This window comes from Thalassococcus sp. S3 (genome assembly GCF_004216475.1).
Classification (GTDB): domain Bacteria; phylum Pseudomonadota; class Alphaproteobacteria; order Rhodobacterales; family Rhodobacteraceae.
In genome coordinates this window covers 3,070,221-3,085,397 of the sequence record NZ_CP022303.1, presented here as the reverse complement: position 1 = coordinate 3,085,397, position 15,177 = coordinate 3,070,221, and the positions used below count along the sequence as shown (strand labels likewise).

Annotated in this window: 15 protein-coding genes and 1 pseudogene; 8 read left to right on the top strand and 8 right to left on the bottom strand. The window is 63.0% G+C overall.

Annotation, left to right across the window (positions count from 1 at the left end; genetic code table 11):
* Nucleotides 1-8: 8 nt before the first annotated feature.
* The 5 genes from clpX (at nt 9) to CFI11_RS15225 (ending at nt 3,071) form a co-directional block, all read left to right on the top strand.
* Complete coding sequence (clpX, locus tag CFI11_RS15245; protein WP_130407425.1) at nt 9-1,277, top strand: ATP-dependent Clp protease ATP-binding subunit ClpX; 1,269 nt, start codon at nt 9-11, stop codon at nt 1,275-1,277.
* Between the two features lie 135 nt (nt 1,278-1,412).
* Complete coding sequence (locus CFI11_RS15240; RefSeq protein WP_130407423.1) at nt 1,413-1,778, top strand: RidA family protein; 366 nt, start codon at nt 1,413-1,415, stop codon at nt 1,776-1,778.
* 87 nt (nt 1,779-1,865) lie between these two features.
* The gene (locus tag CFI11_RS15235; protein WP_130407421.1) at nt 1,866-2,252 is read left to right on the top strand and encodes an NADH:ubiquinone oxidoreductase subunit NDUFA12; all 387 of its coding nucleotides are present in this window, start codon (nt 1,866-1,868) and stop codon (nt 2,250-2,252) included.
* Between the two features lie 13 nt (nt 2,253-2,265).
* Nucleotides 2,266-2,715 (top strand): outer membrane lipid asymmetry maintenance protein MlaD, encoded by a 450-nt coding sequence (mlaD, locus tag CFI11_RS15230; RefSeq protein ID WP_130407419.1) that lies wholly within the window; start codon nt 2,266-2,268, stop codon nt 2,713-2,715.
* A complete protein-coding gene (locus tag CFI11_RS15225) occupies nt 2,712-3,071 on the top strand; it encodes a DUF2155 domain-containing protein (protein ID WP_371687435.1) in 360 nt (119 codons plus the stop codon). The genes mlaD and CFI11_RS15225 overlap by 4 nt, the downstream gene beginning before the upstream one ends.
* On the opposite strand, the gene aat is transcribed toward CFI11_RS15225, so the two are convergent.
* Genes aat through accB form a run of 3 tightly spaced genes read right to left on the bottom strand, consistent with a single transcriptional unit; the run spans nt 3,035 to nt 5,588 of the window.
* The gene (gene aat, locus CFI11_RS15220) at nt 3,035-3,667 is read right to left on the bottom strand and encodes a leucyl/phenylalanyl-tRNA--protein transferase (RefSeq protein ID WP_130407417.1); all 633 of its coding nucleotides are present in this window, start codon (nt 3,665-3,667) and stop codon (nt 3,035-3,037) included. The two genes, CFI11_RS15225 and aat, sit on opposite strands and share 37 nt — an antisense overlap.
* A gap of 60 nt (nt 3,668-3,727) precedes the next feature.
* Nucleotides 3,728-5,080, bottom strand: a complete 1,353-nt coding sequence (accC, locus tag CFI11_RS15215) for an acetyl-CoA carboxylase biotin carboxylase subunit (protein ID WP_130407415.1) — start codon at nt 5,078-5,080, stop codon at nt 3,728-3,730.
* 10 nt (nt 5,081-5,090) lie between these two features.
* On the bottom strand, nt 5,091-5,588 hold the full coding sequence (gene accB / locus CFI11_RS15210; protein ID WP_130407413.1) for an acetyl-CoA carboxylase biotin carboxyl carrier protein: 498 nt from the start codon (nt 5,586-5,588) through the stop codon (nt 5,091-5,093).
* Between the two features lie 211 nt (nt 5,589-5,799).
* Here accB and CFI11_RS15205 point away from each other — a divergent pair, with 211 nt between their 5' ends.
* Nucleotides 5,800-7,308 (top strand): class I adenylate-forming enzyme family protein, encoded by a 1,509-nt coding sequence (locus CFI11_RS15205; RefSeq protein WP_130407411.1) that lies wholly within the window; start codon nt 5,800-5,802, stop codon nt 7,306-7,308.
* Nucleotides 7,305-8,108 (top strand): annotated as a pseudogene (locus tag CFI11_RS15200) (3-hydroxybutyrate dehydrogenase). Before CFI11_RS15205 ends, CFI11_RS15200 begins: the two are co-directional and overlap by 4 nt.
* Nucleotides 8,109-8,353: 245 nt before the next feature.
* On the opposite strand, the gene CFI11_RS15195 reads toward CFI11_RS15200, so the two are convergent.
* The 5 genes from CFI11_RS15195 to CFI11_RS15175 all read right to left on the bottom strand — a co-directional run bounded on the left by CFI11_RS15195 (nt 8,354) and on the right by CFI11_RS15175 (nt 13,609).
* Nucleotides 8,354-9,109, bottom strand: a complete 756-nt coding sequence (locus CFI11_RS15195) for an ABC transporter ATP-binding protein (protein ID WP_130407409.1) — start codon at nt 9,107-9,109, stop codon at nt 8,354-8,356.
* Between the two features lie 15 nt (nt 9,110-9,124).
* Nucleotides 9,125-9,880, bottom strand: a complete 756-nt coding sequence (locus tag CFI11_RS15190; protein WP_130407407.1) for an ABC transporter ATP-binding protein — start codon at nt 9,878-9,880, stop codon at nt 9,125-9,127.
* A gap of 12 nt (nt 9,881-9,892) precedes the next feature.
* Entirely contained in the window at nt 9,893-11,095 is a 1,203-nt protein-coding gene (locus CFI11_RS15185) for a branched-chain amino acid ABC transporter permease (RefSeq protein ID WP_130407405.1), read from the bottom strand.
* A gap of 3 nt (nt 11,096-11,098) precedes the next feature.
* The gene (locus CFI11_RS15180) at nt 11,099-12,130 is read right to left on the bottom strand and encodes a branched-chain amino acid ABC transporter permease (protein ID WP_130407403.1); all 1,032 of its coding nucleotides are present in this window, start codon (nt 12,128-12,130) and stop codon (nt 11,099-11,101) included.
* Nucleotides 12,131-12,262: 132 nt separating this feature from the next.
* Nucleotides 12,263-13,609, bottom strand: a complete 1,347-nt coding sequence (locus CFI11_RS15175; protein ID WP_130407401.1) for a substrate-binding protein — start codon at nt 13,607-13,609, stop codon at nt 12,263-12,265.
* Between the two features lie 230 nt (nt 13,610-13,839).
* Here CFI11_RS15175 and CFI11_RS15170 point away from each other — a divergent pair, with 230 nt between their 5' ends.
* On the top strand, nt 13,840-15,147 hold the full coding sequence (locus tag CFI11_RS15170) for a helix-turn-helix transcriptional regulator (protein WP_130407399.1): 1,308 nt from the start codon (nt 13,840-13,842) through the stop codon (nt 15,145-15,147).
* Nucleotides 15,148-15,177 lie beyond the last annotated feature (30 nt).

Sequence of the window (15,177 nt, the reverse complement as noted above, 5' to 3'; positions counted from 1 at the left end):
GGTAAATCATGGCAACGAATTCAAGCGGCGACAGCAAAAACACTCTGTATTGCAGCTTTTGCGGCAAGAGCCAGCATGAGGTGCGCAAGCTGATCGCGGGCCCGACCGTCTTTATCTGTGATGAATGCGTCGAGCTTTGCATGGACATCATCCGGGAGGAGACGAAGGCGAGCGGTCTGAAAGCCACCGACGGCGTGCCCACCCCGCGCGATATCTGCGAGGTGCTGGACGATTACGTGATCGGGCAGGCAATGGCCAAGAGGGTCCTGTCGGTCGCGGTGCACAACCATTACAAGAGGCTGAACCACGCCCAGAAAGCGGGCGCGGATATCGAACTGGCCAAGTCGAACATCCTGCTGATCGGGCCCACGGGCTGCGGCAAGACGCTGCTGGCGCAGACGCTGGCGCGGATCCTGGATGTACCCTTTACGATGGCGGATGCGACGACGCTGACCGAAGCGGGCTATGTGGGCGAGGATGTGGAGAATATCATTCTCAAGCTCTTGCAGGCCAGCGAATACAATGTGGAACGCGCGCAGCGGGGCATCGTCTATATCGACGAGGTCGACAAGATCACGCGCAAGTCCGAAAACCCGTCGATCACGCGGGACGTGTCGGGTGAGGGGGTGCAGCAGGCACTCTTGAAGCTGATGGAGGGCACGGTCGCGAGTGTGCCGCCACAGGGTGGGCGCAAGCATCCACAGCAGGAGTTCCTACAGGTGGACACGACGAATATCCTCTTCATATGCGGCGGAGCCTTTGCGGGGCTCGACAAGATCATTGCGCAACGCGGCAAGGGCTCGGCCATGGGGTTCGGCGCGGATGTGCGAGACAATGACGAGCGCGGCGTGGGCGAGATCTTTACCGATCTGGAGCCGGAGGACTTGCTGAAATTCGGGCTGATCCCGGAATTCGTGGGCCGTCTGCCGGTGCTGGCGACGCTGGAGGATCTGGACGAGGATGCGCTGGTCACGATCCTCACCAAGCCCAAGAACGCGCTGGTCAAACAGTATCAGCGGCTCTTTGAGCTGGAAGATACGGAGTTGAGCTTTACCGACGATGCGCTGCAGGCGATTGCCAAGCGCGCGATCGAGCGGAAGACGGGCGCACGGGGGCTGAGGTCGATCCTGGAGGATATCCTGCTGGATACGATGTTCGAATTGCCTGGGCTCGACAGTGTGACCAAGGTGGTGGTCAACGAAGAGGCGGTCACGTCGGATGCGGCGCCGCTGATGATCCACGCGGATGCGGAGAAAGAGCCGGCCTCGGCCGGGTGAGGGGAAGGACGGGGACGACGCTCCTGCGGGCTGAAGCCCACAGATCGCCCCGCCCGCCGTCCCGTAAGGATTTGATAACCGGGCTGTGAGATAGAAAGGACGTCAGATGCCTCCTTTTTCATGTGGGAGAGGGACATGCGGCGGATTTCGTCCGGAGGGATATTCGAGGCCAAGGCAGGGTATTGCCGGGCGGTGGTCGCGGGCGGGTTCGTGCATGTGGCCGGGACCACGGCGCAGGGCGAGGACATTCCGGACGATGTGGTAGGCCAGTGCCGCGCGGTGCTGGAGGCTATCGGGGCGGCACTTGCCGAAGCGGGGACCGGGTTCGAGGATGTGGTGCGGGTGACCTATATGCTGCCCGACCGGACAGAGTTCGAGGCCTGCTGGCCGCTTTTGGCGGAGACGTTCGGGGCCAACCCGCCAGCGGCCACGATGATCGAATGCGGCCTGATCGACCCGAAATATCGCATCGAGATCGAGGTGACTGCCCTTGCACGATGATGCCTGCGCGGCCATGTCTCGCCGGGCGCCACTGGACCTTCGCCGGCCGATGGGCCATATCTGCGGCAGAGATCTGAGGAGAGGCCGATGGGCATCCTGAACACGCTTCTGAGAGCGGTGACCTGGTGGAACGGACAGACGCTGGGTACCCAGCTTTTCACCTGGCGCAATGGCGTGAAGGTGGGAGAGGACAATGAGGGCAACGTCTTTTACCGCAACCGCGACGACAGCCGCCGCTGGGTGATCTACAACGGAGAGGCGGAGGCGAGCCGGATCAGCCCGGATTGGCACGGCTGGCTGCACCGCACCTGGGACGAGCCCCCCACGGACAAACCGCTGCCGCGCAAGGATTGGGAAAAGCCGCATCAGGAGAACCTGACAGGCACGGCGCTGGCCTATGCGCCCGCAGGGTCGATCCGCCGCCGCGCGGAACCGGCACCGCGGAGCGACTACGAGGCCTGGACCCCGGAATAGGGCGAAAAAGAGCATGGCACATAGCAAGACCGAAGTGCTTGTAGGCGGCGTGGTACTGGCCGGGGCCATTGCCTTTGCCGTCTATGCCGGACAGGCGGCCGGGATCACCCAGGGCGGCGCGGGATATGACCTCACCGCCTCCTTCCGCTCTCTGGAAGGGGTTTCGGTTGGCACCGATGTCAGGCTGGCGGGGGTGAAGATCGGCACCGTCACCGAGGTGAACCTGAACCCCGAGACGTTCCGCGCGGATACGCTTTTCACCGTGGCCAACGGGATCGACATCCCCGATGATAGCGCGGTTGTCGTGTCCTCCGAAGGCCTTCTGGGCGGAAACTTCGTTGAAATCGTACCGGGCGGGTCGCCCTTTGCCTTTGCGGCGGGCGATGAGATCACCGACACGCAGGGCGCGGTGAGCCTGATTTCGCTGCTGTTGAAATTTGTCTCCGGAGAGGGCGGCGAGTGAGAACTCTTTGGGCAGTGCTGGGCGCTTTGTGCCTTGCCATGCCGGCCGCGGGCCAGCAGGCGGCGACGGGTGCGGGCGCGGTGCTGCGCGGGCTCGACAAGGTGAATGGAGAGACAACGGATATCGAGGTGCGGGCAGGCCAGACGGCGGAGCTGTTCGGTCTCGATGTGCTTGTGGCCCAATGCCGGTTTCCCGCGGGCAACCCGACCGGGGATGCCTATGCCTATCTTTCGGTGCGTGAACGACAGGATCCCGACGCGCTCTTCGATGGCTGGATGATTGCATCCTCGCCTGCGCTAAACGCGCTGGATCATTCGCGCTACGACGTCTGGGTGCTGCGCTGTATCACCTCCTGAGCGGAGGGGATGGTTGGCGCGGTGAAATCGGCGTCTTGCGCAAGCGCGGCTTCGAGACGGGTGTGATAGGCGGCGCGCGGGATCTCGATCGCGCCGAGTGAGGCCAGGTGATCGGTGAGGAACTGCGTGTCAAACAGCGTGAAGCCTGCCAGGTTGAGCCGATCCACCAGATAGGCCAGGGCCAGTTTGGAGGCATCGCGGCGACGCGAAAACATGCTTTCCCCGAAAAAGGCGCCGCCCAGGACGACACCGTAGACCCCACCGATCAGAGTGCCCTCTTCGCGGATTTCCAGTGAATGGGCATGTCCGGCCTCGTGCAGGGCCACGTAGAGGCGCCGGATTTCGTCGTTGATCCATGTTTCGGCGCGATCCGCGCAGCCATCGACCACCGCCGCGAAGTCCTGATCGACCACGACCTGATAGCCCCCCTTGCGCATCCGGCGGGCCAGGGAGCGGGAGATGTGAAATCCATCCAGGGGAATGATCCCGCGGCGGCGGGGATCGACCCAGAAAACCTCGATATCGTTGCGATGCTCGGCCATCGGAAAGATCCCGATGGAATAGCCGTGCAGCAAAAGGTTGGGCGTGAGCGTCATTGCGGTTGGATCAGATCTCGCCCGCGCAGCCTAGCGGGATCGACCTGCGCCGCGCAAGGATCACGCGTCGGCCATGTTGGTCTCTAGCCAGCGCTCGAGCCAGTGAATATTATAGTCGCCCTTGTGGATATCGACCTCTTCCAGCAGCGCGTGAAAGAGCGGGACGGTGGTGTCGATCCCGTCCACGATCAACTCGCCCAGGGCGCGGTTGAGACGGGCCAGCGCTTCGGTCCGGTCACGGCCATGCACGATCAGTTTGGCGATCAGGCTGTCGTAGTAAGGCGGGATCGAATAGCCATCATAAAGCGCGCTGTCCATACGCACGCCCAAGCCACCGGGGGCGTGATACGCGCTGATCTTGCCGGGGCAGGGGGAAAAGTTGGGCAGGCGTTCGGCGTTGATGCGCACTTCGATCGCGTGACCGTTGATCTGAAGATCGTCCTGGCTAAAGGACATCGGCAGCCCGGCGGCGACACGGATCTGTTCGCGCACCAGATCGACGCCAAAGATACCTTCGGTGACAGGATGTTCGACCTGAAGGCGGGTGTTCATTTCGATGAAATAGAACTCCCCCTTTTCGTAAAGAAATTCAATGGTTCCCGCGCCGGCATAGTTGATGCGGGCCACCGCGTCGGCGCAGATCTGACCGATCCGCGCGCGGTCGTCGGTGCTGATGGAGGGGCCGGGCGCCTCTTCGAACACTTTCTGGTGGCGGCGCTGGAGCGAGCAGTCGCGTTCCCCCAGATGCACGGCGCGGCCCTTGCCATCGCCGAAGACCTGGATTTCGATATGGCGCGGCGTGGTGAGGTACTTTTCGATGTAAACCTCGTCGTTGCCAAAGGCGGCCTTTGCCTCGGACCGCGCGGTCTGAAAGGCCATATCGAGATCTGCCGCGCTTTGCGCCACTTTCATGCCACGCCCACCGCCCCCGGCGGTGGCCTTGACGATCACGGGATACCCCATGTCGGCGGCAAGCGAACGGGCCTCGTCCAGTGTCGGAACGCCACCATCGCTTCCGGGCACGCAGGGCACGCCCAATTCCTTCATCGTGTCTTTGGCGGTGATCTTGTCGCCCATGATCCGGATATGCTCGGCCGTGGGCCCGATGAAGGTGAGGCCGTGGTCCTGGACGATCTGAACGAATTGGGCATTTTCGGACAGAAAGCCATAGCCGGGATGAATGGCTTCGGCCCCGGTCACCTCACAGGCGGCCATGATGGCGGGAATGGACAGATAGCTTTCGGTGCCCGAGGGCGGGCCGATACAGACGGATTCGTCGGCCATCCGCACATGCATCGCGTCGCTGTCGGCGGTGGAATGGACGGCGACAGACGCGATGCCCATTTCACGCGCGGCCCGGATGACGCGCAGGGCGATCTCTCCACGATTGGCAATCAGGATTTTATTGAACATCTTGAAGGCCTTATTCGAGGATGACGAGGGGTGTTCCGTATTCGACGGCGGCTCCGTCCTCGACAAGGATCCGCTTGACTGTTCCCGAGTGGGACGCGGGAATGTGGTTCATGGTTTTCATCGCCTCGACGATGAGCAATGTATCGCCCTCTGCAACCGTGTCGCCCACGCTGATGAAGGCGGGCGCATTGGGTTCGGGTTGCATATAGACGGTTCCGACCATGGGCGAGGTGACAGCGCCGGGATGGTTGGCGGGGTCCTCGGTGGCGGGTGGCTCGGCTGTGTCGGGGGCGCTGGCTGCGGGTTCGGCCGCGGGCACTGTGGTTGAGACCACGGCCTGCGCGGGGGCCGCCACGGGAGCGGGTTGAACCCGGCTGACCCGGACATTCAGACTGTCGTCTTCGCCGTAGTCCCGTTTGACCTGCAGTTCAGTCAGATCGTTTTCGCGCAAAAGCTCCGCCAACGCCTTGATGAATGCTACATCCGCGTCATGCTTGGTGTCTGTCATGTTATCCTCGACCGCGTTTGCCTGTCGCCCGTCTGCCTGCGGGTTTGTCCAATGGATGCGCTTATAGGCCAAGGTGAGAGGCGTGAAAAGCGCCCATCCGCTGCAGACCGATGATGCAGGTTTCGGATGGACGGCACGCAGGCGTCGAAAGACCTTGCAGGTCCGGGTGGTTCTGGGTGTGATACGAGGGGGCCAGCGACGGGGGTGAGCGGTGAATATCGGAATGTGGTTGGGACGGATGGCACAGCAGGCGCCGGAGCGGCCGGCGCTGTATCTGGGCCGGGATCTGGTTGCCGATTACGGTCTGTTCCACGAGCGCGCGGCAAGGGTGGCGGGCTGGCTGATCAAGCGGGGCGTGGAGCCGGGTGATCGGGTCGCGATCTACCTGTCCAACAGTCCGACCTATCTGATCGTGCTCTACGGTATCTGGTATGCGGGCGCGGTGGCGGTGCCAGTGAATGCCAAGCTGCACGCAAAGGAAGTGGCCTATATCCTGGATCACTCAGGGACGCGCCTTTGCTTTGCCACCCCCAAACGGGTGCAGGATCTGACCGACGCAGAGGTCGGTGCCGAGATCGTCGACATCACGGGGCCGGACTTCGACGAGGCCTTCGCCACAAGGCCCGTCGAAGGGCCGATAGAGCGCGCGCCCGCGGATCTCTGCTGGCTCTTCTATACATCGGGGACGACGGGGCGGCCGAAGGGTGTGATGATTACCCACCGGATGCTGATGGCGATGTCGCTGAGTTATCAGACGGATGTGGATCAGGTCAGGCCGGAAGACACCGCCCTTTACGCCGCTCCGATGAGCCACGGCGCGGGCATTTACAACATGATCCACGTCCGCTTTGGCGCAAGACATGTCTGTCCGGTGTCGGGCGGGTTCGATCCGGTGGAGATCTTCGAGCTGGCCCGCGGTTTTGGCAACGTGCACATGTTCGCGGCCCCCACGATGGTCAAACGCCTGACCGAAGCGGCCAAGGACGGAGCGGGCACGGGGGCGGGGCTGCGCACGATCGTCTATGCGGGAGGGCCGATGTATCAGGCCGACATCATCGACGCGGTCAGGCAATTCGGGCCGATCTTCGTGCAGATTTACGGACAGGGGGAATGCCCGATGGGCATCACCGCGCTGTCGCGGCACGATGTGAGCGACCGGATGCATCCCCGCTGGCACACGAGACTGGCCAGCGTGGGCCGGGCGCAATCAGCGGTAGAGGTGCGCATCGCGGGAGAGGGCAGCGCGGAAGCACCGCCGGGCGTCCAGGGCGAGATCATGGTGCGCGGAGACGTGGTGATGCCGGGATATTGGAAGAACGAGCCGGCCACGGCTCAGGCGCTGCGCGGCGGCTGGCTGATGACGGGCGATGTGGGCGCGATGGATGCGGACGGCTATGTGACGCTAAAGGACCGGTCAAAGGATGTGATCATCACGGGAGGCTCCAACGTCTATCCCCGGGAGGTGGAGGAGGTGTTGCAGACCCACCCGGACGTCAGGGAGGTTGCGGTGGTGGGCCGACCCCATGCGGATTGGGGAGAGGAGGTGGTTGCCTTCGTGGTGGGAGAGGCGAAGGAAGCGGAGCTGGATCAGCTCTGTCAGCAGAACATCGCGCGATTCAAGAGGCCCAAGGCTTATCTGAGGCTGGAGACGCTGCCAAAGAACAACTACGGAAAGGTCCTGAAAACGCGTTTACGGGAGCTGCTGGAGGAGCAGGCATGAGCGAGTTGGAGGGGAAGACGGCGTTGATCACGGGCTCGGTCCAGGGGATCGGGAGGGCCATTGCGGAGGCGCTTGCAGGCGCAGGAGTGCGGATCGCGGTCCACGGGCTGGCAGGCGATGCAGAGGTCTATGAGGTTTGCGAAGCGCTTAAGGACATGGGCGCGCCACAGGCGGAGTTTTTTGGCGGGGATCTGAGGCATGCGGACCAGATCGACGGGCTGATGCGGGCGGTGCACGCCTGGGGTGGGCCGGACATTCTGGTCAACAATGCAGGCATTCAGGAGATGGCCCCGCTGAAAACGGTGTCATGAGACATCTGGGACCAGATTATGGCGGTCAATCTGTCGGCGGCGTTTCAGACCATGCAGGCCGCGCTGCCGGGCATGGCGGAGCGCGGATATGGAAGGGTCATCAACATCGCCTCGGTCCACGGGCTGGTGGCAAGCAAATACAAGGCGCCATATGTGGCCGCCAAGCACGGGCTAGTCGGACTGAGCAAGGTGGCGGCGTTGGAATATGCGGCCAAGGGGGACCCGGCAAAGGGGGCTGTGACGGTGAACTGCATCTGTCCGGGCTGGACGAACACGGCGATCATCGAGCCGCAGATTGCCGAGCGGGCGGCCGCCTTCGACGGCGACCGAGAGGCGGCAATTGCCGATATGCTGACGCAAAAGCAGCCCAGTTTGAGGGGCTCGGAACCCGAAGAGATTGGAGCCCTGGCGCTGTGGCTGTGTCAGCCGTTGGCACATAATCTGACCGGAGCGGCAATCCCCGTGGATGGAGGGTGGACGGCCCAGTAACGCGTTGCGGTGTGCCCCGGGGGGCGCCGATTTCCGTATCGGAAATCGGCAGAAAATGTCACATTTTCTGCGGGTGCCAGAGGGTAGGTGTTTTGAGAAGGGCGCAATTTCCGAGACGGAAATTGACGGAAAACGGGACGTTTTCCGGCGCATCGAGGCAGAAGGCGCACCGAGGCAGAAGGCGCAACGAAAAAGGGCCGATCCGAGGACCGGCCCGAAGTGGGTCCGAAGACCGCCAAGCCGGCTCAGATTGCGAGGTATTCTGCGCGCAGCTCTTCGTTTTCCAGCACTTCTGACGCGGTGCCATCGAAAACGATCCCGCCTGTATCCAGGATCACGGCGCGGTCGGCGAGCTCGAGCGCCCGGACCGCGTTCTGCTCGACAATGACCGTGGTCATGCCTTGCTCTTTGATGTGGATGAGCGTTTTCTCGATCTCGTCCACGATGACGGGGGCCAGGCCCTCGTAGGGTTCATCCAGCAACAGCACCTTGATGTCGCGGGCCAACGCCCTGGCGATGGACAGCATCTGCTGCTCGCCGCCCGACAGCGTCACGCCTTCCTGACTACGCCGTTCGCCGAGGCGCGGAAAGAGGTCGTAGAGCCGATCGAGCGACCAGCCGATGGGCGGGGCGATCTGGGCGAGCTTGAGATTCTCCTCCACCGTGAGGCCGGGGATGATCCGGCGGTCTTCGGGCACGAGGCCCAGCCCGACGCTGGCGGCTTCGTGGCTGGACATGTTGTGCAGGGGCTGATGGTCGAGCCAGATCTCGCCCTGCCGCACCTCCGGGTCGCCGATGCGGGCGATGGAGCGCAGCGTGGAGGTTTTGCCGGCGCCGTTGCGGCCCAGAAGGGCGAGGATCTCGCCTTCGTGGACGTTAAAGGAGATACCTTGCACGATGTAGCTTTCGCCGTAATAGGCGTGCATGTCCCAGACCGACAGGAAGGCCGGGGCGGTGGAGGCCATGTTGGCGTTTTTGGAGAAGTCGGGTTTGACGTTCATGACAGCATCCTCGCCTTACGCGCTTTCGCCCAGATAGGCTTCGCGCACCTTCGGGTGGCCCTTGATGTTCTCGGGCGTGTCTTCGACCAGGGGGGTGCCCTGGGCCAGCACGGTGATACGCTCGGCCAAGGAGAACACCACATGCATGTCGTGTTCGATGATGGCGATGGTGATATCGCGCTTCTCCTTGATCTCCTTGAGCAGGTCGATCGTGTTGTTGGTGTCGGCACGGGCCATGCCGGCGGTGGGCTCGTCCAGAAGCAGCAGGCGCGGCTCCTGACTGAGGCACATGCCAATCTCGAGCCGGCGTTTGTCACCGCGCGACATGGAGGCGGCGTGCATGTGGCGCTTGTCGGCCATGTTCATGTCTTCCAGCACCGCCTCGGCCCGTTCGATGATGTCCTTTTGCGCCGTGACGGAGGCGATAGCGTTCATTTCGAACGCGCCGTCGCGCTTGGCAAAGCAGGGGATCATCATGTTTTCCAGCACCGTGAGGTCGCCGAAGATCTCGGGCGTCTGGAACACGCGGGAGATGCCCATCTGGTTGATCTCGTATGGCGCGCGGCCCAGCACGGATTGGCCGTCGAACATCACCGACCCGGTGTCGGGGATCAGCTTGCCGACGAGGCAGTTGAGCAGGGTGGACTTGCCCGCGCCATTGGGTCCGATTATGGCATGGACGGTGTTTTCGGCAACCGAGAGGTTCACGTCCTTCAGAGCCTGGAGGCCGCCGAAGCGTTTGCCCACGTTTTTGACGTCTAGAATTCCCATGAGACGGTCTCCTTATTCCGCGGGCTCGGTGGTGCCGGTGGGCTTGTCTTCGGATGCCTTGCGGCGGCGGAAGAGGCGGGCGATGCGCTGGCCGCCCTCGATCAGGCCACCGGGCAGGAAGATCACGACGAGCATGAAGATGATGCCCAGCGTGAGGTGCCAGCCCTTGCCGATGAAGGGGTAGATCAGCGAGACGATCACATCCTCAAGCCCGTCGGGCAGGAAGGCGAACCAGCCATGCAGGATGTCGGAATTGATCTTGGAGATGATGTTTTCCATGTATTTGATCATGCCCGCGCCCAGCACCGGGCCGATCAGGGTACCGGCCCCGCCGAGGATGGTCATCAGAACGACCTCGCCAGACGCGGTCCAGAACATCCGCTCGGCGCCCGCGAGAGGGTCCATCGCGGCCATCAGGCCACCGGCGAGGCCGGCATACATGCCGGAGATCACAAAGGCGGCGAGCGTATAGGGACGGGTGTTGAGGCCGGTATAGTTCATGCGCTGCTGGTTGGATTTGACGGCCCGAAGCATCATGCCGAAGGGGGAGCGGAAGATGCGGATGGCCAGATAGAAGGCCGCCAGCATGATTGCGACGCAGAAATAGTAGCCCACGTTGAAGGTGAAGAGCCACGAGCCCACCGCCAGTTCGACGCTGTCGCGCATCTCGAGCCCGAAGAGGCCGGGCACGGGGATATTGCCCTCGGGCGTTTGCGAGGCGCCGAGGATGCGAGGATCGTCGAGCGCCAGTTGCAGCCCGGTTTCGCCGCCGGTGATAGGCGTGAGCACGGAATAGGCAAGGGCAAAGGACATCTGGGCGAAGGCCAGCGTCAGGATCGAGAAGTAGATGCCGGAGCGGCGCAGGCTGACGAAGCCGATCAGAAGGGCAAAGATGCCGGAGGTGATGACGGCCAGAAGGATCGCAGGGATCACGTTCATGCTGAGCAGCTTGAACATCCAGACGGCGGAGTAGGAGCCGACCCCGAGGAAGGCCGCGTGCCCGAAGCTGAGATAACCGGTCAGCCCGAAGAGGATGTTGAAGCCGATGGCGAAGATCCCGAAGATCACGAAACGCTGCATCAGGTCCGGATAGCCCGCGTTGAACTGCGCCATGGCGGAGCCTTCGGGGAAGGGGTTCAGCAGGAACGGCGCGCAAAGCGTCAGAACCGCGACCAGCAGCAGGAGGGATGTGTCTCGTTTATCCAGTCCGAACATGGATCAGTCCTCCATCACGCCCTTGCGGCCCATCAGGCCCCGGGGACGGGTAAGCAGAATGATGATGGCGACCAGATAGATGATGATCTGGTTGATGCCGGGAATGAGGGCGATGACCTCTTTCATCGAGGCAAAGCTTTCGAGGATGCCCAGAAGGAAGCCGGCCAGAACGGCGCCGGGCAGGGAGCCCATGCCGCCCACGACCACCACGACGAAGCTAAGGACGAGGAAGTCCATGCCCATGTGGTAATTGGGTGAGTTGATGGGCGTGTACATCACCCCTGCCAGACCCGCGACGGCGGCGGCGAGGCCGAACATGATGGTAAAGCGCCGGTCGATGTTGATGCCCAGAAGGCCCACGGTTTCCCGGTCGGCCATGCCAGCGCGGACAACCATCCCGAAGGTGGTGAATTGCAGGAAGGCGAAGACGGCACCGATGATGAGCGCGGCGAAGGCGAAGTAGACGAGCCGCCAGTAGGGGTAGATGATCGTGTTGGGATCAAAGCCCAGCAGCGCGCCGAAATCGAAAGAGCCGGTAAAGGCGGCGGGCGCGGGCGTGGGGATCGGGTTGGCGCCGTAGAAATACTTGATGATTTCCTGCAGCACGATGGCCAGGCCGAAGGTCACGAGGATCTGATCGGCATGGGGACGCTTGTAGAAGTGCTTGATCAGTCCGCGCTCCATGATCACGCCGATGGCGATCATCACGGGGATGGCGAATAAGATCGACAGAGGCACGGCCCAGTCGATGATCGCGGCCCCGGTGGCCTCGCCGAAGATGTCGTAGACGTAAGGCACCTCGACCTTGAGGGGGTTGCCGAGGAAATCCTTGCGGGTTTCGTCGATGATGGTGTGAGACAGGGTCAGGATACGGCTGAGCGTGACCGCACAGAAGGCGCCGATCATGAAGAGCGCGCCATGGGCGAAGTTGACGACGCCAAGCGTGCCGAAAATGAGGGTGAGACCCAGCGCGATCAGCGCATAGGCCGAGCCCTTGTCGAGCCCGTTGAGTATCTGAAGGATGATGGCGTCCATGGGCCTGCCTCTCGTGGGGTTTGATCGCCGGATGCAGAAGGCGTGTGGTTGGGCGAAGCATGCTCCGCCCGACCGGGTTTGGCGTTTGCGAAAAAGGGCGATGGGGCGGGGAGGGCCCCGCCCGCCTGCCGCTTAGGCGCCGTTGTTGCAGGTGCCCAGAGCGCCGCCCGAGAATTGCGGGTGATCGGGGGCATAGGTGACCTGATCGACCGGCGTGACTTCGACGATTTCCAGAAGGTCGAATTCGGAGGTCGGGTTCTCTTTCCCCTTCACGACCAGCACGTCCTTGAAGCACTGGTGGTCTTCGGCACGGTAGAGCGTCTTGCCGTTGCCCAGACCGTCAAACTCGAAACCTTCGAGCGCTTCGACCACCGCGCAGGGCGCGAAGGAGCCCGCACGTTCGACGGCGTCAGCATAGAGCAGGGTCTGCACATAGCAGGTATGGGCCGCCTGCGACGGCGGGAAGCCGTATTTGGTGCCGAAGCTTTTGACGAACGCCTTGGAGCCTTCGTCCTGCAGAGACCAGTGCCAGTTGGTGGAGCCGAAGATGCCCTTCACGTTGGCGCCGGCACCCTTTGCCATCAGGCGGGAGTAGAGCGGCACGATGATCTGGAAGTCCTTGCCGTTGACCTGCTTGTCGCGCAGGCCGAACTGAACGGCGTTGGTCAGCGAGTTGACCATGTTGCCGCCATAGTGGTTCAGGACCAGCGTGTCGGCGCCGGATTGAAGCACGGGCGCGATGTAGGACGAGAAGTCGGTCTGCGTGAGCGGCGTCTTCACCGCAGCCACGGTTTCCCAGCCCATCGCCTCGGTCGAGGATTTCACGGCCTCTTCGGTCGTGTAGCCCCAGTTGTAGTCCGCCGTCAGGTGATAGGCCTTGCGGTCGGTGCCATAATTGGCCGCCAGCACCGGCGCGAGCGCGGCACCGGACATGTAGGAGTTGAAGAAGTGGCGGAAGCCATTGGCCCGCTTGTCCTTGCCGGTCGTGTCGTTGGAGTGTGTCAGACCGGCCATGAAGATGATGCCAGCCTCCTGGCAGAGGGCTTGGACGGCCACAGCCACGCCGGAGGACGACCCGCCCGTGATCATCACGGCGCCGTCTTTTTCGATCATCGACTTGGCGGATGCGCGCGCGGCGTCGGATTTGGTCTGGGTGTCGCCGGTCACGTATTCGACCTTCTTGCCCAGGATGCCGTTGCCCTTCAGCGCCTTGGACGAGAACGTGCCCATCATGCCGCCGTCGCCGCCGCCATTGAGATGCTCGACCGCCAACTCATATGCGCGCAATTCGTCCGCGCCTTCGTCGGCATAGGGGCCGGTCTGCGGTACGTTGAAGCCCAGCGTCACCGTGCCGCCCGTGGGGGCGTTGGTGAAACCTTCGTGTCCGGCTGCTGACAGGTAGGTCGGCAATGCAAGGCCTGCGCCTGCAACTGCGCCCGTGCGCAGCACGCCACGACGTGTGACATTGGTTTTTGACATGGAGTCCTCCCGTGTTGTGATTGGTCCTGCCGGCTCCTCTTCCGAGCAGGACCCACATCTATAGATGCAAAGAGACTATGGGCGATCGGCAGAAAATTGCGCAATAACCCCCTTGAAAAGCACAAGAATTTTGTAAACAACTGAACAGTATTCCACGGTATTCTGTAAAAAGATGTATGTTGCATCGCAGAAAGCCGTTGAAATGACGGGAAAACGGGGAAGGGCGGCCAATGGCGCGCGACACGCTGACGGGAAGCCGCATTCGGGAGCGGCGGAGTATTGCCGGTCTGAGACAGGCGGATCTGGCGCGGCGGGTCGGCATCTCGGCGAGCTATCTCAACCTGATCGAACACAATCGGCGCAGAATCGGCGGCAAGTTGCTGGTGGACATCGCGGGCGTGTTGGGGGTGGAGCCGTCGATGCTGAGCGAGGGGGCGGAGGCGGCCCTGATCGCCACGCTGAGGGAGGCGGCGGCGGATGCGGGCACGCCGGTCGCGGAGATGGACCGCGCGGACGAATTCGCGGGCCGCTTTCCGGGCTGGGCGGAGGTGCTGGCTCGCGCCCATCGCCGCATCGCCACGCTGGAGCGCACGGTGGAGACGCTGTCGGACCGGCTGACCCACGATCCGCATCTGGCGGCGTCGCTCCACGAGGTTCTGTCGACAGCGACAGCGATCCGGTCGACGGCGTCGATCCTGGCGGAGACGGGAGAGATCGAGCCGCAATGGAGGGACAGGTTTCACCGCAACCTGAACGAGGATTCCCGCCGTCTGGCTGAAAGCAGCAAGGCCCTGGTTGGGTATTTGGATGAAAGTGGAGAGGATGCGGGGCGCGGGGTGGCCCCGCAGGAAGAGGTGGAGGCCTTTGTCGCGGCAAGGGATCACCACTTCGCCGACCTGGAGCGCGGGGAGATCAAGGCAGACAAGATCGTCACAGAGGCGCAGGATCTGACGGGCAAGGCGGCCCGGCAGATCGCCAAAGGCGTACTGGCGCAATATGAAAGCGATGCGAAGGCGATGCCGCTTGAGGAGGTTGCAGGGGCTTTGGGGCGGCATGGGCTGGATCCGGTCGCCCTTGCTGATGCGTTCGGCGTGGATTTGCCCTGCGTCTTTCGCAGGCTGGCCAGCCTGCCGGACGCGCTGGTGGGTCAGACGCTGGGGCTGGTGGTGTGCGACGCTTCGGGCAGTCTGATCTTTCGCAAGCAGATCGAGGGCTTTGCGCTGCCGCGTTTTGGCGCGTCCTGCCCGCTCTGGCCGGTCTTCACCGCGCTCAGCCGCCCGGGGCAGCCGCTGCGGCGCAGGGTGGTGCAGATGGGACGGTCAAGTGCTGTTTTTGAGTGTTTCGCCATCGCCCGGGATGTCGGACGGCCCAGTTTCGAGCGAGACCCGCAGGTGCAATCGACGATGCTGATCGTGCCGGTTCGGGAGGCGGCGGAAGAGGATCAGCCGCCGCTGAGCGTCGGAAGCTCGTGCCGGATCTGCCCGGCGGCCCGGTGCGCCGCGCGACGGGAGCCGTCGATCCTGCGCGAAGAGTTTTGACTCGATCCCGAAAACTGGGGATAACGGTTG